At 69.4% G+C, this 22,513-nt stretch carries 16 protein-coding genes; 2 read left to right on the top strand and 14 right to left on the bottom strand.

What is annotated here, in order from left to right:
- Positions 1–7 precede the first annotated feature (7 nt).
- Together CTP10_RS06375 and hpnD are read right to left on the bottom strand one after the other, a co-directional pair.
- Complete coding sequence (locus CTP10_RS06375) at positions 8–1,270, bottom strand: Zn-dependent hydrolase (RefSeq protein WP_116321036.1); 1,263 nt, start codon at positions 1,268–1,270, stop codon at positions 8–10.
- 37 nt (positions 1,271–1,307) lie between these two features.
- On the bottom strand, positions 1,308–2,144 hold the full coding sequence (gene hpnD, locus CTP10_RS06380) for a presqualene diphosphate synthase HpnD (protein ID WP_116321035.1): 837 nt from the start codon (positions 2,142–2,144) through the stop codon (positions 1,308–1,310).
- A 323-nt stretch (positions 2,145–2,467) separates the two neighbouring features.
- Between hpnD and CTP10_RS06385 the strand changes: the two genes are divergently transcribed.
- Together CTP10_RS06385 and CTP10_RS06390 are read left to right on the top strand one after the other, a co-directional pair.
- Positions 2,468–3,712: an efflux RND transporter periplasmic adaptor subunit gene (locus CTP10_RS06385; protein ID WP_147316223.1), complete on the top strand. Its 1,245-nt coding sequence runs from the start codon at positions 2,468–2,470 to the stop codon at positions 3,710–3,712.
- 7 nt (positions 3,713–3,719) lie between these two features.
- A complete protein-coding gene (locus CTP10_RS06390; protein ID WP_116321034.1) occupies positions 3,720–6,833 on the top strand; it encodes an efflux RND transporter permease subunit in 3,114 nt (1,037 codons plus the stop codon).
- Positions 6,834–6,836: 3 nt separating this feature from the next.
- Here the strand turns inward: CTP10_RS06390 and CTP10_RS06395 are convergent, their stop codons facing one another.
- From CTP10_RS06395 to CTP10_RS06450, 12 genes are all read right to left on the bottom strand, one after another.
- A complete protein-coding gene (locus tag CTP10_RS06395) occupies positions 6,837–7,844 on the bottom strand; it encodes an NAD(P)H-dependent flavin oxidoreductase (RefSeq protein ID WP_116321074.1) in 1,008 nt (335 codons plus the stop codon).
- Between the two features lie 34 nt (positions 7,845–7,878).
- Entirely contained in the window at positions 7,879–8,871 is a 993-nt protein-coding gene (locus CTP10_RS06400) for an acyl-CoA dehydrogenase family protein (protein ID WP_116321033.1), read from the bottom strand.
- 57 nt (positions 8,872–8,928) lie between these two features.
- Positions 8,929–10,092 carry an acyl-CoA dehydrogenase family protein gene (locus tag CTP10_RS06405; protein WP_116321032.1) on the bottom strand — a complete coding sequence of 388 codons (1,164 nt, stop codon included), beginning with the start codon at positions 10,090–10,092 and terminating at the stop codon, positions 8,929–8,931.
- 10 nt (positions 10,093–10,102) lie between these two features.
- A complete protein-coding gene (locus CTP10_RS06410; protein ID WP_116321031.1) occupies positions 10,103–11,656 on the bottom strand; it encodes an acyl-CoA synthetase in 1,554 nt (517 codons plus the stop codon).
- Between the two features lie 41 nt (positions 11,657–11,697).
- On the bottom strand, positions 11,698–12,627 hold the full coding sequence (locus tag CTP10_RS06415) for an SDR family oxidoreductase (protein ID WP_116321030.1): 930 nt from the start codon (positions 12,625–12,627) through the stop codon (positions 11,698–11,700).
- 33 nt (positions 12,628–12,660) lie between these two features.
- The gene (locus CTP10_RS06420) at positions 12,661–13,680 is read right to left on the bottom strand and encodes a Bug family tripartite tricarboxylate transporter substrate binding protein (protein WP_116321029.1); all 1,020 of its coding nucleotides are present in this window, start codon (positions 13,678–13,680) and stop codon (positions 12,661–12,663) included.
- Between the two features lie 69 nt (positions 13,681–13,749).
- Complete coding sequence (locus tag CTP10_RS06425) at positions 13,750–14,937, bottom strand: lipid-transfer protein (protein ID WP_116321028.1); 1,188 nt, start codon at positions 14,935–14,937, stop codon at positions 13,750–13,752.
- A 48-nt stretch (positions 14,938–14,985) separates the two neighbouring features.
- Positions 14,986–16,125: an acyl-CoA dehydrogenase family protein gene (locus CTP10_RS06430; RefSeq protein ID WP_116321027.1), complete on the bottom strand. Its 1,140-nt coding sequence runs from the start codon at positions 16,123–16,125 to the stop codon at positions 14,986–14,988.
- 114 nt (positions 16,126–16,239) lie between these two features.
- On the bottom strand, positions 16,240–19,068 hold the full coding sequence (locus CTP10_RS06435; protein WP_116321026.1) for a LuxR C-terminal-related transcriptional regulator: 2,829 nt from the start codon (positions 19,066–19,068) through the stop codon (positions 16,240–16,242).
- A gap of 144 nt (positions 19,069–19,212) precedes the next feature.
- Positions 19,213–20,418: an amidase gene (locus CTP10_RS06440; RefSeq protein WP_116321025.1), complete on the bottom strand. Its 1,206-nt coding sequence runs from the start codon at positions 20,416–20,418 to the stop codon at positions 19,213–19,215.
- 34 nt (positions 20,419–20,452) lie between these two features.
- The gene (locus tag CTP10_RS06445) at positions 20,453–21,469 is read right to left on the bottom strand and encodes an ABC transporter ATP-binding protein (protein WP_116321024.1); all 1,017 of its coding nucleotides are present in this window, start codon (positions 21,467–21,469) and stop codon (positions 20,453–20,455) included.
- A gap of 10 nt (positions 21,470–21,479) precedes the next feature.
- Positions 21,480–22,511: an ABC transporter ATP-binding protein gene (locus CTP10_RS06450; RefSeq protein WP_116321023.1), complete on the bottom strand. Its 1,032-nt coding sequence runs from the start codon at positions 22,509–22,511 to the stop codon at positions 21,480–21,482.
- Positions 22,512–22,513: the final 2 nt, after the last annotated feature.

Here is a 22,513-nt window from a genome sequence, read left to right on the forward strand (position 1 = left end):
TTTGCCGTCAGCCGCGCGGCTGGAAGTGCCGCAGGAAGTCGACGAAGACTTCGGCCGCCAGTTGCGCATCGTGGGCGGTGATGGTCTCCAGCGGGTTGTGGCTGATCCCGCCATTGCCGCAGCGCACGAACAGCATGGCCACGTCGGTGATGCGGTGCATCATCATGGCGTCGTGGCCGGCGCCGGAAGGCAGCTCGAACGCCTCCAACCCCCGTTTCTTCAATACCGCGCCGAACTGGTCCATCAGCCAGCGGGCGCAGGGCGCGTTGTTGACCGGCGGCACGCGCTCGACCTGGGCCGACAGCCCGCGCCGTGCGGCGATCCGTTCGATGCCGGCCACGATGTCGACGATGGCCGCCTCGCGGATGTCGTCGGCACCGGCGCGGATATCCATCGAGAAGGTGCAGGCCGCCGGAATCACGTTGCTCGATCCGTTGGGCACCTGCAGCTGGCCGACGGTGCCGACCAGCGTGGGCGCTGCGGCGCAGCGCTCTTCCACCAGCAGGATCATTTCGGCCGCACCCGCGGCGGCGTCCTTGCGCATGCCCATCGGGGTGGTGCCGGCATGGCTGGCCTGGCCTTCCACCCGCACCTGGAAGCGGCTGCTGCCGGCAATCTGCGTGACCACGCCCAGTGGCAGGTCGTGGTGCAGCAGCACCGGTCCCTGTTCGATATGGACTTCGACAAAGCCCAGCAGGGTTGCGGGATCGAGCGCCGCCGCACGCAGCGCGTCCAGGCCGCCCGTGCCGGGCAGGCCGGAGGCAGCCAGCGCCTCGGCCAGCGTGACGCCGTCCGCGTCGGTGCGGGCTAGCAGGGCAGGATCGAAGCGGCCCGCCAGCACGCTGCTGGCCAGGAAGCTGGTCTTGAAGCGCAGCCCTTCCTCCTCGGCGAACCCCACCACCTCGAAGTGGTATGGCAGGCGGATTCCGGCCCGGTTCAGCGCGCCCACCACGGCGATCGGCAGCAGGATGCCAAGGCGCCCGTCATAGCGGCCGCCATTGCGCACCGTATCGAAGTGCGAGCCGGTCATCAGAACGCGGGCATCGGTGACGGCGGCGTCGGCGGCGTAGCGGCCGATGACATTGCCGATGGCGTCGATGCGCACCTGCATGCCCGCGGCTTCCATCCATTGCGCCAGCTGCTCCTGCGCGGCACGGTGCGCCGGCGTCAGGTAGGCGCAGGTCAGGCCGCCCTCCAGGTCGGAGAAGCGGGCGAGTTGGTCGGCGTGGTCGAGGATGGCCTGGCCGAGGGAAGCGGTAGTCTGGGTCATGACGGGTATCGTGGCTGGGCTGCCTATTTACTATGCATCAACTATTGCGGATCCAGGTCTTCCAGGCGATCCACAGCTTGCGCAGCGGCGTCAGGGCGATGCGCTGGCCGAGGACCTGGAACTGGCTGGCCTCCAGCTCATCGAGCAGCGCATGGTAGATCGCCCCCATCAGCAGGCCGGCGCGCTGGGCGCGGCGGTCCTGGCGGGGCAGGGCGGCCAGCGCCTCGCGGTACAGCTTGCGGGCGCGCTCGGCGTGGTATTGCATCAGCGCGACGAAGCGCTCGGAATGCTGGCCCTTGAGGATCTCGGAAGCCGGCACCTGGAACTGCTGCAGCGTATTGACGGGCAGGTAGATGCGGCCACGGCGGGCATCCTCGCCCACGTCGCGCAAGATATTGACCAGTTGCAGCGACAGCCCAAGCTTTTCGGCGAATTCCAGCGTCTTCGGGTCGGTATAGCCGAACAGCCGCGCGCTGAGCGTGCCGACCACGCCGGCCACGCAATGGCAGTAGCGGTTCAGGCCGGCTTCATCCAGGTAGCGTGTCTGCGCCAGGTCCATCTCCATGCCGTCCAGCACCTCGGCCATTTCGGCCTGGGGCAGGCCGGCGCCGGCAACATGCGGCTGCAGTGCCTGGGTGGTCGGGTGCGTGGGCGCGCCGTCGAACAGCCGCCGCAGTTCCGCGCGCCACCAGTCCAGTTGCTGGTGCGCCAGGCCCGTATCATGCGTATCGTCGACCACGTCGTCGACTTCGCGGCACCAGGCGTAGAGCGCGGTGATGGCGCGCCGGCGTTCGGCTGGCAGGAACAGGAAGCTGTAATAGAAGCTGGAGCCGCTCTGGGCGACTTTCTCTTGGCAATACTGATCGGGCGTCACGCCGGTCTCGGTCTGAAAGATGGGGTGGGGGAAGGGTGGGGGGAAGCGCGGGGCGCCGATTGTAGCATCGCCGCTCCCGGCAGCCGGCCGCCGCAGATCGCCGCCAGAGGGCCGCCAGAGGTCCGGGCGGCAGACATTTAACCACAGCTCATCCGCCGGGAACGGCACCTGAGGAGGCATTCCAGTTGTTTCATCGCCTGCCGTTTGACGCACCCCGGTGGGGATCGCTATATTACTGACCGGCCAGTTATTTATTGCCCCGCACTGGCCTCCGCGGCCGACGGCCTGTCTTGCCAGCTGTTCCATCCGACTCTAGCTTACCGATGCCAGTGCTTTGCCCAGTGCCGGAAGTTGCGGCCGCAGCGACTCTTTTTGACACCAAATCGTTACGCCGCGCGCGCTTCGGGCGCGCCTGGCGCCTGGGACGCCTGGGGCGCTTCGCAATTGCCGCGCTGGTGGCCGTTTCCGCCGTCACGGTCGCGGGCTGCGGCAAGAAGGCCGAGCCGGCGCCCGAGGTCCGCCCGGTGCGCCTGATGCAGCTCAGCCCGCACAGCGGCAAGACCGCCTTCGAGTTTTCCGGCGACGTGCGCCCGCGCGTCGAATCGCGGCTGGGGTTCCGCGTGGGTGGCAAGATCGCCGCCCGCCTGGTGGACGTGGGTGCCGTCGTCACCAGAGGCCAGCCGCTGGCCCGGCTCGATCCGACCGACCTTTCCCTGGCCGAAGCAGGCTCGCGCGCCCAGTTCGAAGCGGCGAAAACCGACCGCGACCTCGCCGCGTCAGACCTGAAGCGCTACAACGACCTGTATGCCAAGGGCTTTATCAGCGCCGCGGAACAGCACCGTCGCCAGGCCAGTTTCGAGGCGGCCGACTCGCGCCTGCGCCAGGCTCAGGCCGGCCTGCGCAGCCAGGCCAACCAGACCGCCTACGCCGTGCTGCATGCCGATGCCGACGGCGTGGTCACGGCCATCGATGCCGAGGTGGGCCAGGTCGTCACCCCGGGCCAGCCGGTGGTGCGCGTGGCCCAGACCGCGGAGAAGGAAGTGGCGATCGGCCTGCCGGAAGACCAGGTCGACCTGCTGCGCGGCATTACCGACGTCAGCATCCATACCTGGGCCGAGCCGCAGCGCGCGCTGCCCGGCCGCGTGCGCGAGATCGCCGCCGCGGCCGACCCGGTCACCCGCACCTATGCCACCCGCGTCACCATTCCCAATCCGCCGGCCGACCTCAAGCTCGGCATGACGGCCGTGGTGACGTTCGTACGCACCGGCGCCACGCCCGCGATCCGCGTGCCGCTGACGGCGCTGCTGCAGGAACAGGGCCGCAACCAGGTGTGGATCTACGACGCTGCCGCCGGCACGGTCAAGCCGGTCACGGTGACGCTGGGCGACGCCGTCGGCAACGAGGTGGAAGTGCGCCAGGGGCTGGCACCGGGCCAGACCATCGTCACCGCAGGCGTGCACCTGCTGCGCCCGGGTCAGAAGGTGCGGCCGCTGCAGACCGTCGCGCCCGCTTCCGCGCCGACCCCGGCCCCGACAGCGGCTCCGACAGCGGGCCCTAAGCAGGGCTGAGGTCGGCATGGATCATTCCCGCTTCAACCTGTCGCGCTGGGCGCTCGAGCACCAGCCGCTGACCCGTTACCTGCTGGTGGTGCTGCTGCTGGGCGGCCTGCTGGCGTTCTTCCAGCTGGGGCAGGACGAGGACCCGCCCTTTACCTTCCGCGTGATGGTGGTGCAGGCATTCTGGCCGGGCGCCACCGCCGAGCAGATCGCGGTGCAGGTGACCGACAAGATCGAGCGCCAGCTGCAGGAAGTGCCTTATGCGGACAAGATCCGCAGCTTCTCCAAGCCGGGCGAAACCACGGTGATCTTCCAGCTCAAGGACACCTCGCCGGCCAGGGAAACCGGGCAGATCTGGTACACCGTGCGCAAGAAGATCGGCGATATCCAGCAGACGCTGCCCGCGGGCGTGCGCGGGCCGTTCTTCAACGACGAGTTCGGCGACGTCTACGGCACCATCTATGCGCTGTCGGCCGATGGCTTCAACTACAAGGAACTGCGCGAGTACGCGGACCTGGTGCGGCAGGAACTGCTGCGCGTGCCGTCGGTGGCCAAGGTGTCGCTGATCGGACTGCAGGACGAAAAGGTCTACATCGAGTTCAACCAGGCGCGCTTTGCCCAGCTCGGGCTCGACATCAATGCCATCGCCGACCAGATCTCGCAGCAGAACAACCTGACCGGCAGCGGCGTGCTGGTCACGCCGAGCGACAACCTGCAGGTGCGCCTGTCCGGCCAGTTCGCCAGTGTCGAGGACCTGGAGAACCTGGTGCTGCGCGGGCCCAACGGCATCGCCAATATCCGTCTTGGCGATATCGCGCACGTGTACCGCGGCTATGTCGACCCGACCCAGACCCGCATGCGCTTCAACGGCAAGGACGTGATCGGGCTTGGCATATCGATGCAGAAGGGCGGCGACATCATCCAGCTCGGCAAGGACCTGCGCGCGGCCTTCGAGAAGCTGCGCGGCCAGCTGCCGGTCGGCATCGAGATGGACCAGGTGCAGGACCAGCCCAAGGCGGTCAGGCAATCGGTGGGCGAGTTCGTGCGCGTGCTGATCGAAGCCGTGGTAATCGTGCTGGCCGTCAGCTTCGTCGCGCTGGGTTTGCATACGCGGCCGCTGCGGCTGGATGTGCGGCCCGGGCTGGTGGTGGCGCTGACGATTCCGCTGGTGCTCGCGGTGACCTTCCTGTTCATGCACATCTTCGGCATCGGCCTGCACAAGATCTCGCTGGGCGCGTTGATCGTGGCGCTGGGGCTGCTGGTCGACGACGCCATCATCGCGGTCGAGATGATGGTGCGCAAGCTGGAAGAGGGCTTCTCCAAGATGGAGGCGGCCACCTTTGCCTATACCTCGACGGCGATGCCGATGCTGACCGGCACGCTGATCACGGCGGCGGGCTTCCTGCCGGTCGGGCTGGCGCGGTCGACGGTGGGCGAGTACACCTTCGCGATCTTTGCCGTGACCGCGCTGGCGCTGGTGCTGTCGTGGCTGGCGGCAGTGTATTTCACGCCTTACCTCGGCTACCTGCTGCTCAAGACGCGTGGGCCGGGCGCCGGCGAGCATCATGAGGTGTTCGATACGCCGTTCTACGCGCGCTTCCGCCGGCTGGTGGACTGGTGCGTGAGCTGGCGCAAGCTCGTGATCGCAGTCACGCTGGTAACGTTCGCGCTCGGCATCTATGCCTTCAAGTTTGTCGAGAAGCAGTTCTTCCCCGACTCCAGCCGGCCCGAACTGATGGTGGAGCTGTGGATGCCGGAAGGCACCAGCTTTGCCCAGATGGAAGCCGAGGCCAAGCGCTTCGAGCGGCTGGTGGGCAAGGACAAGCAGGTGGAGAGCCTGACCACCTTCGTCGGCACCGGCGCGCCGCGCTTCTACCTGCCGCTCGACCAGATCTTCCCGCAGAGCAACGTGGCGCAGGTGATCGTGATGCCGGTCAGCACCGAGGTGCGCGATGCGCTGCGCCGTCGCATCATCACGCTGCTCGACACCGAATTCCCATACCTGCGCGGCCGCGTCAAGCTGCTGCCGAACGGGCCGCCGGTGGCGTATCCGGTGCAGTTCCGCGTGATCGGCCCGGAGGCGGGCGCAGTGCGCCAGCTGGCCGACCAGGTAAAGGCCATGATGCGCGCGAACCCGAACACGGTCGGCGTCAATGACAACTGGAACGAGAACGTCAAGATGCTGCGCCTGGAGATCGACCAGGACAAGGCACGCGCGCTGGGCGTCACCACCAGCGCGATCGCACGCGTGACGCAGACCGTCCTGACCGGCGTGCAGGTAGGCCAGTACCGCGACGGCGACAAGCTGATCGAGATCCTGATGCGCACGCCGCGCAACGAGCGAGATGCCATTTCCGACCTGAACAACGTGCTGGTGCCGACCAATGCCGGCCGCACCGTGCCGCTGACGCAGGTGGCTCGCGTGGCGCTGAAGTCCGAGCCCGGCGTGGTCTGGCGCGAGAACCGCGACTTCGGCGTGACCGTGCAGGCGGACGTGGTCGACGGCATCCAGGGCCCGACCGTGACCGCGCAGATCAACCCGCAGCTGGACAAGCTGCGCGCGCAGCTGCCGGCAGGCTACCGCATCACCGTGGCCGGCGCGGAAGAAGAAAGCGGCAAGGCCGGCGCGTCGATCGCCGCGCAGCTGCCGCTGTGCATCTTCCTGATCTTCACGCTGCTGATGCTGCAGCTGCACAGCTTCTCGCGCGCGCTGATGGTGTTCCTGACCGGGCCGCTGGGCCTGATCGGCGCCGCCGCGACGCTGCTGCTGCTGCGCGCGCCGATGGGGTTCGTGGCGCAACTGGGCATTACCGCGCTGCTGGGCATGATCATCCGCAACTCGGTGATCCTGGTCGACCAGATCGAGCAGGACATCAGCGCGGGCGTGCCGCCCTGGACCGCCATTGTCGAGGCCGCGGTACGCCGATTCCGCCCGATCATCCTGACCGCCGCCGCGGCGGTGCTGGCGATGATTCCGCTGTCGCGCTCGATGTTCTGGGGGCCGATGGCGGTGGCGATCATGGGCGGGCTGATCATCGCCACCGTGCTGACGCTGCTGTTCCTGCCGGCGCTGTACGCGGCGTGGTTCCGCGTCAAGCGGCCGGAGGGCGGTGTCTCGACGCTGGCCGGCTGAAACTCAGTCCGCGCAACGGTGTCCTGAGAAAGTTGCGGTGAAGGCCGCGGCCGCCTGCGCCGCCTCCCGCATCAGCCCGGCCACGATCTGCGCGGCCGGCGTGATCGCGTCGCAGAAGCCGCCGGCCGGGCCCAGCGAGACGATGCCCGCTTCGACCTCGCCGTCGGCATAGACGCGCTGCCGTGTACGCGACGACAGGATCAGGTCGCCGAATTCCGCATGGCTGCGGGCCCCGGCGGCTTCCAGCCGCTGCACTTCGCGCGCCGCGTCGTTGGCCAGCACCCGCCAGGTGTCGCCGAGCGTGCCGAGGATCGCGGTGGAGCAGTGCTGGTCGGATTCGACGATGCGCTGCTTGAGCGCCGCATGCGCGCGGATCTCGGCGGCCACCATGAAGCGGCTGCCCATCACCACGCCGTCGGCGCCCATTGCGAGTGCGGCAGCGATCTGGCGGCCGTTGCCGATGCCGCCGCCCAGCAACAGCGGCACGCGCAGCCTTGGCAGCGCAAAGGCGCCGTTGACAAAGGTCGGCAGCTGGTTCGCGCCCGGGTGCCCGCCTTCCTCCATGCCGACCAGCGTGACCGCGTCCACGCCGAGCCGTTCGGCGCTCAGCGCATGCCGCACGCTCGGGCACTTGTGGATCACGATGCCGCCGCCCTGGTGGATGGGCTCGACCAGCCCTTCCGGCGAGCCCCCGGCAGTCTCGAAACAGCGCACGCCTTCATTCAGCGCCACATCGATCCACGCCTGCACATGGCGGTTGTGATCCGGCCGGCGCGCCAGTGTCAGGTTGACGCCGAACGGTTGCCCGCCGGTCAGGTCGCGGCAGCGGCGCAGGTCGTCGCGCAGCGCACCCGGTGAAGCGAACGAGCGCGCCGTGATGAAGCCCATGGCGCCGGCGTTGACCATGGCAGCGACGATGCGCGACTCGCCCAGGTGGTGCATGCCGCCCAGCAGGATCGGGTGGCGGATCGACAGCAACTCGGTGATGCGGGTACGGAATGCAGCTTGCATGGTGGGGTAACCGGGCATGAGCGGGGTGAGCGCGTCAGGCGCAGAGCGATTCGCGAACGAAGTCGGTCATGGTGCTCCCTGGCTGCGCCAGCAGCGACTGGCCAAGGATCCGGTTCCAGTACGCCTCCGAGCCGTCCGCCATGCGCCACTCATGCAGGCGCCGGGTGTACAGCTGCAGGTCGTATTCCTCGGTCACGCCGATGGCGCCGTGCAGCGCATGCGCGGTAGCGGCCACCAGCGGTACCGCCGTGCTGGTGCGGGCCTTGGCGATGGCCGCCGGCATGCGGGCGGGAGTGCCGCGGTCGCCAGCGAAGGCCAGTTCCGCCGCGATGCCAGCGGCCGCCACGTGCTGCGCCATCACGCTGAGCTGGTGCTGCACCGCCTGGAACTTGCCGATCGACTTGCCGAACTGGGCGCGGTCGTTGCAGTACTGCAGCGTCATGTCGAAGACGCGGCCCATCGCGCCGGCGATGGCGGCGGCGTGGATGGCGGCGCTGAAGTCGCGCACGCGCTCGCCGTGGTCGCCCACTGGTCCCGGCAGGTCCTGCACGGGCCAGGTCAGCGTGGCAACCAGGCTGCCACGCACGCCGGTCGGCTGGCGCCGGGCCAGGCTGGCGTCGAGCAGCAGCATGCCACCCTCCACATTGGCCAGTACCCAGTCAGCCAGCGTGCCGAAGGGCAGCAGGGGCGCGGTGATGGTGCCATCGGTGGCGCGCACGCACTGGCCCGCGAGCGTAATCATGCCGGCTGGCGCCTGCCTGCCCGTGGGCGCCAGCAGCGCGCGCGCCGCGATCGATTGCGCCGCCGGCACCGGCACCGCATGGCGGCCGAAAGCGGTGAAGATCGGCGCGACCGCCGGCAGCGACAGCGCCGCGCCTCCCGCCGCTTCCGGCGCCATCAGCTCCAGGAACCCGGCATCGGCCAGCGCGGCCCACAACGGCGCGGGCGATGCGCCGGCCTCGATGGCGCGCAGCGCCGCGGGGGTGGCATGGTCGCGCAGGATATCTTCGATGGCTTCGATAAACATGTTGTCCCTCGGTCTCTGTCCTCTGTCGTCTGTCTTCTGTCCTCGGCCCGGATTCGCTCAGCGCAGCCCGAGGCCGCGCGCGATCATTCCGCGCAACACCTCGCGCGTGCCGCCGCGCAGCGAAAAGGTGGGCGAGATCTGGCTCAGGAAGGCCACGGTGCGGACCAGTTCCTCATCCGGCATCGCAGCGGGGTTGGCGCTGATCACCGCTTCCAGCAGGGCGGGGATAGACTGCTCGAACCCGGTGCCCAGGTCCTTCACCAGCGCTGCTTCCACGATCGGGCTCTCGCCGCGTGCCAGCCGCGCCGTGACCGCCAGCGACAGGCAGCGCAGCGTGGCAAGCTGCGTGACGAAGCTGCCGAGCAGCGCGGCGCCGGCGTCGCACGGCTGGCCGGCGCGCAGCGACCGGATCCAGCGATCCATCAGCACGATGCTGGAATACAGCCGCTCGGGGCCGCTGCGCTCAAAAGCCAGTTCGGCCGTGACCTGCTCCCAGCCGCTGCCTTCCTCGCCTACCAGCGCGCCGTCGGGCAGGAACACGTCGTCGAACGTGACTTCCGAGAAATGCGCGTCGCCGGTCAGGTCCGCGATCGGTCGCACGGTGACGCCGGGGGCTGCCAGGTCGACGATGAACTGCGACAGTCCCTTCTGGCGGTCTTCCGGGACCCCGGAAGAGCGCACCAGCGCGATCATGTAGTGGCAGTGGTGCGCGTTGGTGGTCCAGACCTTGCGGCCGCTCAGGCGCCAGCCGCTCCCGTCCGCGCAGCGCGTGGCGCGGGTGCGCACGCTGGCCAGGTCCGAGCCCGAGTTGGGCTCGCTCATGCCGATGCAGAAGAAGGCGCTGCCATTGCAGATGCGCGGCAGGTAAAAATCCTTTTGCGCCGGCGTGCCGTACTTCAGGATCAGCGGGCCGCTCTGGCGGTCGCCCACCCAATGCGCCGCCACCGGCGCGCCCGCGGCCAGCAGTTCTTCCACCAGCACGAAGCGGTGCCAGGCATCCATGCCCGCGCCGCCGTAGCCGGCCGGCAGCGTCACGCCGACCCAGCCGCGCTGCGCCAGCAGCCGGCTGAAGCCGGCATCGAAACCCATCCACGAACGCGCGCGGATATCGGAAGTGGCTGGCGGCAGGTGCTCCGCCAGGAAGCGCTTCACCTCGGCGCGAAAGGCTTCCGCCGCCGGCGGCGGCGCGGTCAGCCGGAAGGCATCCAGCAAATGGCTCATGTCTTGCTCCTCACTGTGCATTCCAGTAGCGCTCGCGCAGCGACTGCTTGTACAGCTTGCCGGTCGGCAGGCGCGGCATGGTGTCGATAAAGTCGATCGAGCGCGGCACCATGTAGCGGGCTACCTTGCCGCGCAGGTATTCGAGCAGGGTCTCGGCCAGCTCGGCGGAGGGCGCGATGCCCCTGGCCGGCTCGACGATCGCCTTGACCTCTTCGCCCATCTCGGCGTTGGGCACGCCGATCACGGCGGCGTCGCCGACGCTCGGATGCACCGCCAGCGCGTCTTCGATCGCCTGCGGATAGATGTTGACGCCGCCCGAGATGATCATGAAGGCCTTGCGGTCCGTGAGGTACAGGTAGCCGTCTTCATCCAGCCGGCCGATGTCGCCGACCGAGGTCCAGGCGGCATGGCGCGGATGCTGCGCGGCGCGGGTCTTGTCGGGGTCGTTGTGGTAGTGGAACGGCAGCGCATCGCGCTCGAAGTACACCAGTCCGCTCTCGCCGACGGCCACTTCGTTGCCTTCGTCGTCGCAGATGCGTAGCACGCCCACCAGCGCCTTGCCGACCGAGCCCGGGTGCGCCAGCCACTCCTCGGTGTTGAGCGTGGCCACGCCATTGCCTTCGGTGGCGGCGTAATACTCGTGCACGATCGGGCCCCACCAGTCGATCATCTGGCGCTTGATTTCCTGCGGGCAGGGCGCGGCGGCGTGGATCGCCACGCGGTGGCTGGACAGGTCGATGCCCGCGCGCTGCGCCGGCTCCAGCTTGAGCATGCGGATGAACATGGTCGGCACCCACTGGCTGTGGGTGACGCGGTAGCGTTCGATCAGGCGCAGCGCCTCGAGCGCATCGAACTTCTCCATGAAGACCACGGTGCCGCCGCCGAACTGCGTCTCCAGCCCGTAGCCGAGCGGCGCGGTGTGATAGAGCGGCGCCGGCGACAGGTAGACGGTGTCGGCATCGAAGCCATAGCGGACGAACTGGGCCCGGCGCGGCGAGCCCGAGCCTTCGGTCACGTAGCCAGCTGGCTGCGCGCGCACGATGCCCTTGGGCCGGCCGGTGGTGCCGGAGCTGTAGATCATGGTGCCGCCCATCCATTCCTCGGCCAGGCACTCGGCCGGATGCGCGGCAATGGCCTGCTCGTAGCTGTCCCAGCCGGCAATGGTGCCGTCCAGCATCAGGCGGCCGTGGCACGTCGGCATCAGGTCCGACAGCTGGGCGGCCAGCTCGCGCATGGCGTAGGAGGTCACCAACACCCGGGCCTGGCTGTCCTCGATGATGTAGGCGGCTTCCGGTGCGGTCAGGAAGCGGTTGACGGGCGTGATCAGCAGGCCCGAGCGCAGGGCCGCCCAGCACAGCTCGAAGCAGCGCATATTGTTCTCGAGCACCATCGCGATGTGGTCGCCGCGGCGCAGGCCGAGCGCATGCAGGTATTGCGCGAAGCGGTTCGAGCGCTCATCGAGTTCGCGATAGGTCAGCACCTCGCCGGTGGTGCCGTTGATGGCGGCGGGCTTGCCGGGGGTGAGGGCGGCGTGGTCGCCCAGATACTTGGGTGTCGGATTCATGGCTGGGCTCGGTAGGTGCGGTCTGCTCGGTAGGTGCGGTCTCAGGCGGCAGTGATCTCGCCCGACGTGTCGGCGTTGGCCGCCGCCTGGCGGACCAGCGCGGGGATGTGGCGGCCGAGTTCCGTGGCGTCCCAGCGACCCTCCTTGTCGATGCGCGGGCCGGCATGCCAGCCTTCGGCCACGGTGATGCGGCCGCCGCGCACGCCGAACACGCGCCCGGTCACCTCGCCGGATTCAACGCTGCCGAGCCACGCCACCAGCGGCGCGATGTTGCCGGCGTCGAGCGGATCGAAGCCGGGCGCGGCGCCCGCGGTGAACTCGTCGCGCCGCCTGGCAAAGATGTCCTCGGTCAGCCGGCTCATCGCGGTGGGATAAATCGCGTTGACGGTGACGCCGTAGCGGTCCAGCTCGCGCGCGGCGATCACCGACATCGCGGCAATGCCGGCCTTGGCCGCGCCGTAGTTGGCCTGGCCGGGGTTGCAGTAGAGACCGGAGGAGGAACTGGTGTTGATCAGCCTCGCCGCGCGCTGGCGGCCTGCCTTGGATTCCTCGCGCCAGTAGGCGGCAGCATGCCGCGATGGCGCGAAGGTGCCGCGCATGTGCACGCGGATGACCGAATCCCAGTCGTCCTCGGTCATGTTGGCCAGCGTGCGGTCGCGCAGGATGCCGGCGTTGTTGACCAGCACGTCGAGCCCGCCAAAGGTATCGATGGCGGCGCGGATCATGCGTTCGGCACCGGCCCAGTCGGCCACGTCGTCGAAATTGGCGATCGCCTCGCCGCCGGCGGCGCGGATCTCGGCCACCACTTCCTGGGCCGGGCCGCTGGCGGCACCGCTGCCGTCGCCGCGGCCGCCGAGGTCATTGACCACCACTTTCGCGCCCTGGCGGGCGAACTCCAGCGCGTATTTGCGCCCGATGCCGCGGCCGGCCCCGGTGATGACGACAACGCGGTCCCTGCAAAGCTGTGACATGGTGAATCCCTTGAGATTGTTCGGTGTAGGCGTTCAGCGCGCGCTGATGTCGTAGGTCTTGACCAGTTGCCCGTAGCGGCCCCGCTCCGAGGCGATCATGGCGCTCATCTTCTTGCCCGGGTCGGCCAGCACTTCGGCATAGGCGGTGCGCGCGGCGAAGTTGCGGAACTCCGGCGTGCCGAGCGCCTTCAGCAGCGCGGCCTCCAGCTTCTGCGCCACCGGCTCGGGCGTCTTGCTGCTGACGCCGAAGCCGATCCACACCGACAGCTCGTAGTTGGCGACGCCGCTTTCGCGCATGGTCGGCACCTCAGGCAGTTCAGGATGGCGCGCCTTGCTGGTGACCGCGATGGCCCGCAGCTTGCCGGCGCGCAGCAGCGGCAGGGCGCCGCCGACATCGAGCAGCGCCAGGTCGACCGCGCCACCCATCAGGTCGGTCTGCACCTGCGCGGCGCCCTTGTAGGGGATGTGGTTCAGGTCGATGCCGGCGGCCTGCTGCAGCTGTAGCCCGCCGAGCCGGTAGTGGTAGCTGTAGTTGGCCAGGCTGACCGTGTGCGGCGTCTTGCGCGCGGCGGCGGCGACGTCGGCAAAGGTCTTGTAGGGCGAGTTGACGCCGGTCACGAGCACCGCCGAGGCACGGATCGCGGCGGCCAGCGGGCGGATCTCGCGCGGATCATAGGGCAGCTTGTCATTGACCAGCGGGTTGATGACCATCGCCGTGGGCGCGATCATCAGGATGCTGTAGCCATCGGCCGGCGCATTGAGCAAGCTCTGCACGGCAATGACGGAATCGCCGCCGGGGCGGTTCTCTACCACGGCGGGCTGGCCGAGGTCTTTGCCGACCAGTTCGGCCACATAGCGCGTGACGCTGTCCGAGGCGCTGCCCGGCGTCAAAGGCACGATAAAGCGCAGCGGACGCGACGGGAAATTGTCGGCGGCCCCGGCGGGCAGCACCATGGCGCAGGCCAGTGCGAAGCCGAGCAGGCGGGAGAGGGTGGCGGAAATGGTGGATGAAATGGTGGCTGAATGGGTGGCTGAATGGGTGGATCGTTTCATGGCGGTCTCCTTGCGGAACGCTGCCGTCGGCTGGTGCCGGCGGCGCGCCGCGTCGTTGGTGTGAACGGCCTAGTTCTTGCCGTACAGCGTCACCACGCAGGCGCCGCCGAGGCCAAGGTTGTGCTGCAGCGCCAGCTTTGCGCCCTCGACCTGACGATGCTCCGCGCTGCCGCGCAACTGGTGGGTCAGCTCATAGCACTGCGCCAGCCCGGTGGCGCCGAGCGGATGGCCCTTGGACAGCAGTCCGCCCGACGGGTTGACCACCACCTGGCCGCCGTAGGTGTTGGCGCCGTCCATCACGAATTTCTCGGCGCCGCCTTCGGGGCAGAATCCCAGCGCCTCGTAGGAGATCACCTCGTTATGCGCGAAGCAGTCGTGCAGCTCGCACACATCGATATCCTCCGGGCCGATGCCGGCCTGCTCGTACACCTTGTTCGCCGCCGCGCGCGTCATGTGCGTGCCCACGTAGTTGAGCATCGAGGGCGGGTCGAACGAGGCGGGCGGATCGGTGGCCAGTGCCTGTGCCACGATCTGCACATCGGTGCGCAGGCCGTGCTGGCGGGCAAAGCGCTCTGACACCAGGATCGCCGCGGCGCCGCCGCAGGTCGGCGGGCATGCCATCAGGCGCGTCATGATCCCGGGCAGCAGTTCGACGTCGTTCATCACGTCTTCGGTGGTGACGACCTTGCGGAACAGCGCCAGCGGGTTGTTGGCGGCATGGCGGCTGGCCTTGGCCCGCACCGCGGCAAAGGTTTCCATGCGCGTGCCGTAGCGCTGCATATGCTCGCGCCCGGCGCCGCCGAAGGTGCGCAGCGCCTGCGGCAGGTGCGCCATGTCGGCGGTCAGGCCGTGCATGATCGGCTGGAAGCGGGCGCGCGTGACTGGCCGGTCATCCCAGTGCGACTTCAGCGCGCCGGCCTGCATCTGTTCGAAGCCCAGCGCCAGCACGCAATCGGCATCGCCGGTCTCGATCGCCTTGCGCGCCAGGTAGAGCGCGGTCGAGCCGGTCGAGCAGTTGTTGTTGACGTTGATGATGGGAATGCCGGTCATGCCGACTTCATACAGCGCGGTCTGCCCGCAGGTCGAATCGCCGTAGACGTAGCCGGCAAACGCCTGCTGCACGTGTTCATAACCGATGCCGGCGTCGGCCAGCGCGCGGCGCGTCGCTTCGGCGCCCATTTCGGTGTAGCTCAGGCTTGCGCCGGGCTTGGCGAACGGGATCATGCCGACGCCGGCAACCAGGACTTTCTCGCTCATGGTGATTCCTGAAAAGTGCGTAAGTGAAGGAAGGGGACTGTCCGGAACTCAGAGCTTGCGCGCGATCAGGTCGCGCAGCACTTCGCTGGTGCCGCCGAAGATGCGCGTCACGCGCATGTCGACAAAGGCGCGCGCGATCGGGTACTCCAGCATGTAGCCGTAGCCGCCGTGCAGCTGCACCATGTCGTCGATGCACTTCCACAGGGTCTCGGTGGCGTACAGCTTGGCGATGGCGGCCTCCTGCAGCGACAGCTTCTGCACCATGTGCTTGCCGATGTAGTAGTCGACCATGGTGCGCACCGCCACTGCTTGCGCCTTGACGTCGGCCAGCTTGAACCTGGTGTTCTGGAAGTCCCACACGGTCTGGTTGAAGGCGCGGCGGCCCTTGACGTACTGCAGCGTCAGCTCCAGCTGGCGCTCCAGCTTGGCGGCGCAGTAGACCGCGATGATCAGGCGCTCCTGCGGCAGCTCTTCCATCAGGTGGATAAAGCCGCCGTTCTCGTTACCGATCAGGTTGCCCACCGGGACGCGCACGTTGTCGAAGAACAGTTCGGCGGTATCCGCGGCATGCTGGCCGACCTTTTCCAGCTTGCGCCCGCGGCGGAATCCGGCCCGATCGGCTTCGACCATGATCAGGCTCACGCCCTTGGCACCTGCTGCCGGGTCGGTCTTGCAGACCACCACGATCATGTCGGCATTGAGGCCGTTGGAGATAAAGGTCTTGCTGCCGTTGATGACGAACTCGTCGCCGTCGCGCACGGCGGTGGTGCGGATCGACTTCAGGTCCGAGCCGCTGCCCGGCTCGGTCATGGCGATGGCCAGGATCTTCTCGCCGCGGCAGATCTCGGGCAGCCACCTGCGCTTCTGTTCCTCGGTGCCCAGCCGCACGATGTAGGGCGCGGTGATGTCCGAGTGCACCGAGAAGCTCGGGCCGGAGATGCCGGAGCGGTGGTATTCCTCGGCCAGCACTGCGGAGTGGCCGAAATCGCCGCCGCCGCCGCCGTATTCCTCCGGCACGGTGACACACAGCAGGCCTTCGCGGCCGGCCTTGCGCCAGGTCTCGCGGTCGACCACGCCGGCCTCATCCCAGGCCGCCTGGCGCGGCAGGCATTCGCGCTCAAAGAAGCGGCGCGCCGTTTCCCTGAACATCTCGTGGTCTTCGCGGTAGACGCTGCGGACGATTTCCATCGATGGCTCCTGATTTGACTGGTTGGCGGCAGCGCTCAAGGGGCTGCCTCGTTGGAACCAGTTTGGCGCGGAGCCGGCGCGGCGTCCCTACACCGGTGGTGTGGGTGGGGAAGATCAGGATGCCGGCGCGGCAGGGCGCGAGGCGTTGGCATCGCGCAGGCGGGCCACCGCCTCGTCACGGCCGGTGACGTCGAGCTTGGCGTAGACATTGCGCAGGTGCCACTTCACCGTGTCGAGCGACACATTGAGCACGCGCGCGATCTTCTTGTTGGGCATGGCCTGCGCCAGCAGCCCGAGCACTTCCTGCTCGCGCTCGCTGAGGCTGGCCAGCCGGGCCGCGGCGGGCGCGGCAGCGCGGGCGCCCGGGGCCGGCGCGGCGGCGTCGGCCAGCCGCTGCGCGTAGAACGCCAGCACCGGGTCGAGGGTGTCGTCATCGGCCAGCGTGGCCAGCAGCGCCGGCACCTGCGTCGAGGCGTCGAGCAGGCTGCGCACCAGCCCGTGGCGGTGGCCAATGCGCAATGCTTCGATCAGCAGGCGGCGGGCCTCGGCAGGGTCGCGCCGGCCCTGGTGCGCCAGCGCCATCAGCATGCGCAGGGCGGCTACGCGCGGCCAGCGGCCGCCGGCCTCTGACAGCGCCGCGAGCGGCGCCAGCCGTGTCAGCGCGCCGTCGAAGTCGTTGTGGTGCAGGCACATGGCGATGCGGGCCAGGTCGGCATGCACCCGCACTTCCCAGGCCGTGCTGCGCACCGCGCCGGCGTGGCGGGCAGCCAGCGCCTCGAGCCGCAGCAGCGCATCGTCGGCGTCATCGACATTGCCGGCTTCCAGCAGCCGGCGCGAGCGCTGGCACAACGCGGCGGCCACCAGCCGGTCGACACGGCGGCGCTGCCCGTGGCGCTCCAGCCGGTCCAGCAGGGCCAGCGCACCGGCGTGGTCGCCGGCCAGCCAGCGGCTGCCGGACAGCGCCAGCAGCGCCCGCAGCACGGTGTCGGGGATCGAAATGCGCACCAGCACGCCCATGCGCGCCTCCAGCAGGCTGGCCGCGGCGTCGACGTCGTTGAGCTCGTACAGGGTTTCGCCGAGCAATGACGCAGCCATGCAGGCCACGCCCGCACAGGCGGGGCCGCGCTGGCCGGCCTCGGCCAGCACTTCCTGGAGCACGCGCTCGGCAACCAGCACCTTGCCTTCCACGGCGTGCGTCATGCCCCCCATGCAGCGGCCCAGCAGTGTGCCGCGCGGGGCGCCGCCGCAGGGGGCGCCGTCTTCGATCACGCGCCGGGCGAGCTCATACTCGCCGCGGTAGATATGCATCCACGACAGGATGTTGCCGCGCCCGGTCAGGGTAAAGTCATCGGCGCCCGGCGGCACGCGCTGCAGCTCGGGCAGCAGCATGGCCACGGCGTCGGAGTCGTCGCGCTGCAAGGCGATGCTGCCGCGCAGCAGCGCCAGGGCGTAGCGCTCGCGTGGGCCCAGGCGCTCGGGCTGGGCCTGCATCCGCTGCAGGCTGTCGTCCACGGCGGCGACATCACCGGCGTACATCTGCAGGTGGGCCTGCACCAGCAGCAGGCCGAAGCGGGCCTGGACCTGCGCGCCGGGCAGCAGCCGCATCAGCGCCGCAAGCTGGCTCAGTTCGCCGCGCGCCAGCAGGCCGTGGGCGCAGTCGTGCACCAGTTCAGCGGCCGCATCGGCATTGCCCGCCAGCACGGCGTGCCGGACGGCTTCGTCGAGGTCGCCGTGCGCGTGGAACCATTGCCAGGCCGCCGCGTGCAGCGTGGCCAGCTCGCCGGGGGGCAGCTGGCCCAGACGGCCGAGCAGCACTTCGCGCAGCAGCGGGTGGAGACGGTACCAGGGCTCGCCCTGGCCGGCATTGCCAAGCTGCGCGATAAAAAGGTCGTCCCCGGCCAGGTGCGACAGCCGGGCGTTGATCTCGGCGGCGGCGCCGAGCCGGCCCAGCAAGGTCGCGCACAGTGCGCCGCAGAAGCGGTGGCAGACCGCCATGCGGGTGAGCAGGTGCAGGTCAGCGGCGTCCAGGCGCACCAGCACCTCGCGCTCGAAATAGTGGGCGAAGGCCTGGGCGTCGCGCACCTCGACGGGATGGAAGGCGCCGCCGCGCTTGCCCTTCAGGTCGATGGCATAGAGCTGCAGGCCCGCGGCCCAGCCGTCGGTCAGTTCATGCAGGCGCCTGGCTTCGTGGGCTTCGATGGTGCTGAGCTGGTCTTGCAGGAAGCGCGCCGATTCCTGTGCGGAGAAGCGCAGGTCCGCCAGCCCGAATGCCGATAACAGACCTTGCGAGCGCAGCCGCGCCAGCGACAGCGGCGGCGCCGTGCGCGATGCCAGCACCACGTGGAGCTGTGGCGGCGCGTAGTCGATCAACCAGCGCAGGGCCAGCAGCGCGCCCGGGTCATCGAGGTGGTGGACATCGTCGAGCATCAGCACCAGTTCGCGCTTGCGCGCGGCGATCGCGCGCACCAGCGTGATGACCCAATGCTCGGCCGCGGACTGGTTGCCGTCCCGCCCCATCAGCAGCCAGGCATCGCGCACGATGGCCGCATCCACGGTTGCCAGGCTGGCCACCAGACCGTTGAAGAAGACCGCCAGGCTGTTGTCCTCGGCTTCCAGCGACAGCCAGGCCACGTCAAAGTCGAGCTTCAGCAGCGCCTGCCGCCAGGCCACCAGCGTGCTGGTCTTGGCGCAGCCGGCGGGGCCCTGGATCACCACGCAGCGCTGGCGCCGCGCTTCGGTCAGGCGCGCCAGCAGCGCATCGCGCGGCATCAGCGGGCGGGCGCTGCGCGGCGGCACCAGCCGGGTCGGGGCGACGTTGGAGGCGGGCGTATCGGGCGTGTCGGGGCTGCCTTGGCTTTCGTTGCTCTCGGGGCTTTCGTAGCTCTCGGAAGGGACGGGATCTCGGGGGAATGCCGTCGTGGGGCGTACTCCGGCCAGGGTCATGCTGCGGTCCTCAATGCATCCTGTGCCCGGATGCGATGAGGCCATTGTAGGAGTGCCGCGCCGGCTGGCAGAGGCCGGCGCGGCGAGCCACCCGACGCGGGTGGGCAGGGCGGGTGGCGAACGGGGCGCGGCGTGGCGCAGGCGTCACGGCCTTTCTGGTGCGTCCCGGTCGGCAACGATGCGCTCGGCCAGTGCAATCAGGCTGCGGTCGCTGCCGGCGGGCCCGAGCAGCGAGATGCCCAGCGGCGCACCGTCGCGGCTGGCCAGCGGCAAACTGAGTTGCGGGAAACCGCTCAGCGGCGTCAGGCACAGGGTCTGCGAGGCCAGGTTGCGATAGCTTTCCAGTGCGTCGATCGGTGTGGCGCGCAGCGGGGCGATATCGGGCATGGTGGGTAGCACCAGCACGCCGTCGTCGCCGAGCAGGCTGGCGAGATGCGCGGTGAAGTCGCGCCGCACTCCGCTGGCCTCATCGAACTGCGAGCGCGTCACGCTCTTCGAGAACGCAAAGCGCGCGGCCACGTCGGCGCCCAGCTCCAGCCCGTACTGCTCGATCAGCGCGCCGTCGCTGCGCCACGCTTCCCAACCCTGGATGTAGCGGAAGGCCCACCATAGTTCGGACAAGGGCCGGTCGGCCACCGTCACGGGCGACGCCTTGCCCAGCGCGATCTCGATCGTGGCGATGGCCGGCGACAGCGCGGCGCAGGCCTCGGGCGTGAGTTGCGCGAACAGGTCGGTTGCCAGCAGCAGGCGGGGCAAGGCGGGCAGCGGCTTGCCGTCGGCGCCGAACATCACCTCTGCCACGCGCGCGAACGTGCCGGCGGCCCGCGCGAAGAAGCCGCACGTATCCAGGCTCTCGGACAGCGGCAGGCAACGCTCCAGCGAAATGCGCCCGTGCGTGGGCCGGATGCCGAACAGCCCGCAGTGGCTGGCCGGCGCGCGCACCGAGCCCCCGGTGTCCGAGCCAAGCGCAAAGTCGCACAGCCCGTTGGATACCGCCGCGGCCGAGCCGGACGAGGAACCCCCGGTGATCCGGTCGGGCGCCGCGCCGTTGACCGGCCGGCCGTAATGCGCGTTCTGCCCGTTCATCGAGAACGCCAGTTCGTCGGTATGGGTCTTGCCGACGAAGGCGGCGCCCGCGTCCAGCAACTGCTGCACCGCGGGCGCGGTCGCGGCCTTGATGCCCGAGCGCGCGAGCACGTGCGGATTGCCGCCGCCGGTGGGATAGCCCGCCACGTCGAACAAGTCCTTGACGGCAAAGGTCAGTCCTTGCAGCGGACCGCCGGCGGCGTGGGGCACGGCAACGTCCGGATAGGGCATGAAGGCGCGGGCGGGATGGGTGGCAAGCGTCATGGGTGATCTCTTGGAAGGTGGGGCGATAGCGGGATTACGCCGCGGTGGCAACGGCCGGTTCGGCAGCCAGCACACAGCTGACACGGTGCCCGGCGCCGATGCTGACCGGCGCCGGCACTGCTGCCAGGCAGGCCGGCCGCGCATGCGGGCAGCGCGGCGCGAAGGTGCAGCCGGGCGGCAGGTCGGCGAGGTCGGGCGGGGCGCCGCCGATGGCCTGCAGACGCTGGCCGCGCGCCATGCCGTGCTGGCGGCTTTGCAGCAGGGCGATGGTGTACGGGTGCCGTGCCTCGCGCAGCAGCGTGCGGATCGGGCCTTCCTCGATGATGCGGCCGCCGTACATCACCGCGACGCGGTCGGCGATTTCGACCGCGGCGCCGATGTCATGGGTGACGAAGACGATCGACAGGCCGAGCTCGCGCTGCAGTTCGCGCAGCAGGATCAGCACCTGGATCTGCACGGTCGCGTCCAGCGCCGTGGTGGGTTCGTCCGCCAGCAGGATCTTCGGGCGCGCCGACAGCGCCAGCGCGATCATCGCGCGCTGGCGCATGCCGCCAGACATCTCGTGCGGGTAGGCGGCGAGGCGCCGCTCCGGGCTGGGAATGCGCACTGCCTCGAGCGCCTTGAGGGCGCGTTCCCGCGCCTCGGCGGCTGAAGCCTTGCCGTGGGTGCGGATGCACTCGACGATCTGCTGGCCGACGGTGTAGACCGGGTCCAGTGCCAGCAGCGGCTCCTGGAACACCATCGCCACGGTTCCGCCGCGCAGGCGCGCCAGCGCGCGCTGGTCCAGCGCCATCACGTCGGCGCCGTCGATGCGGATCTCGCCCTCCATGCGGGTGCGGCGCGGCGGGTGCAGCCGCATCAGCGCGCGCAGCGTGACGCTCTTGCCCGAGCCGGATTCGCCAATCAGCGCCACGGCCTCGCCGGCGCCTACATCGAGCGAGACGCCGTTGACCGCGCGGATGGTCTTGCCGCCGCCGGAGAAGGTGACGTGCAGGTCCCGCACCGAGACCATCGGCGCGGCGAGGGGAGCTTGTTGTGGGGTCGCAGTCATGTCGGGCTCCTCAGGACGCGGTGGCCAGCAGGCAGGCCGCCAAATGGCAAGGCACCAGTTCTGCCAGCTGCGGTTCCCTGCGCGCGCAAACGTCCTGCGCCATGGCGCAGCGCGGGTGGAAACTGCAGCCGGAGGGCGGGTCGATCGGATTGGGCGGGTCGCCGGCCAGCGGCGCGGCCTCGGTGCGGCGGTCCGGGTCCATCGACGGCATCGAGGCCAGCAGCGCGCGCGTGTACGGATGCGCGGGGTTCCGGTAGAGGGTCTCGGTGTCGCCGATTTCCACCACCTTGCCCAGGTACATCACCATCACGCGGTCGCACAGGTAGCGCACCACGTTGAGGTCGTGGCTGATGAAGACGTAGGTCAGGTCGAACTCGGCCTTCAGTTCGAGCAACAGGTTCAGCACCTGTGCCTCGACGGACTTGTCCAGCGCCGATACGGCCTCGTCCAGGATCACCAGCCGCGGGCGCAAGGCGAGCGCGCGGGCGATATTGACGCGCTGGCGCTGGCCGCCCGACAGTTCGTGGGGATAGCGCCCGGCAAAGCGCGCCGGCTCCAGCCCGACGCGCTGCAGCAGGAAGCGCGCGCGCTCGGTGGCCTCGCGCGCCGGCACGCCGTGCACGCGCGGCGTGAAAGAGATCGATTCCTCGATGGTCAGGCGCGGGTTCAGCGACGAATAGCTGTCCTGGAACACCATCTGCACCTGGCTGCGGAACTGCTTCATCGGCAACTGCGCCGAGCCGACGCCTTGCGCGTCGAAGATCAGTTCGCCGCTGTCCTGCCCGGTCAGCTGCATCAGCAGCCGCGCGGTGGTGGACTTGCCGCAGCCGGACTCGCCGACCACGCCAAGGGTCTCGCCCTTGAGCACGTCGAAGCTGACGCCGTCGACCGCGCGCACCGCGGCTGCGCGCGGGCGCAGGCCGGGCATGCCGGACTTGATCGGGAAGTGCTTGACCAGCTGGCGGGCGATCACCAGTGGCTGGGCCGGGCCGCCGAGATCGCGCGCGGCAGTGGGGGAAGGGGCCTGCATCAGTGCTGGCATGG

The sequence above is a fragment of the Cupriavidus sp. P-10 genome (assembly GCF_003402535.2).
Lineage (GTDB): Bacteria > Pseudomonadota > Gammaproteobacteria > Burkholderiales > Burkholderiaceae > Cupriavidus.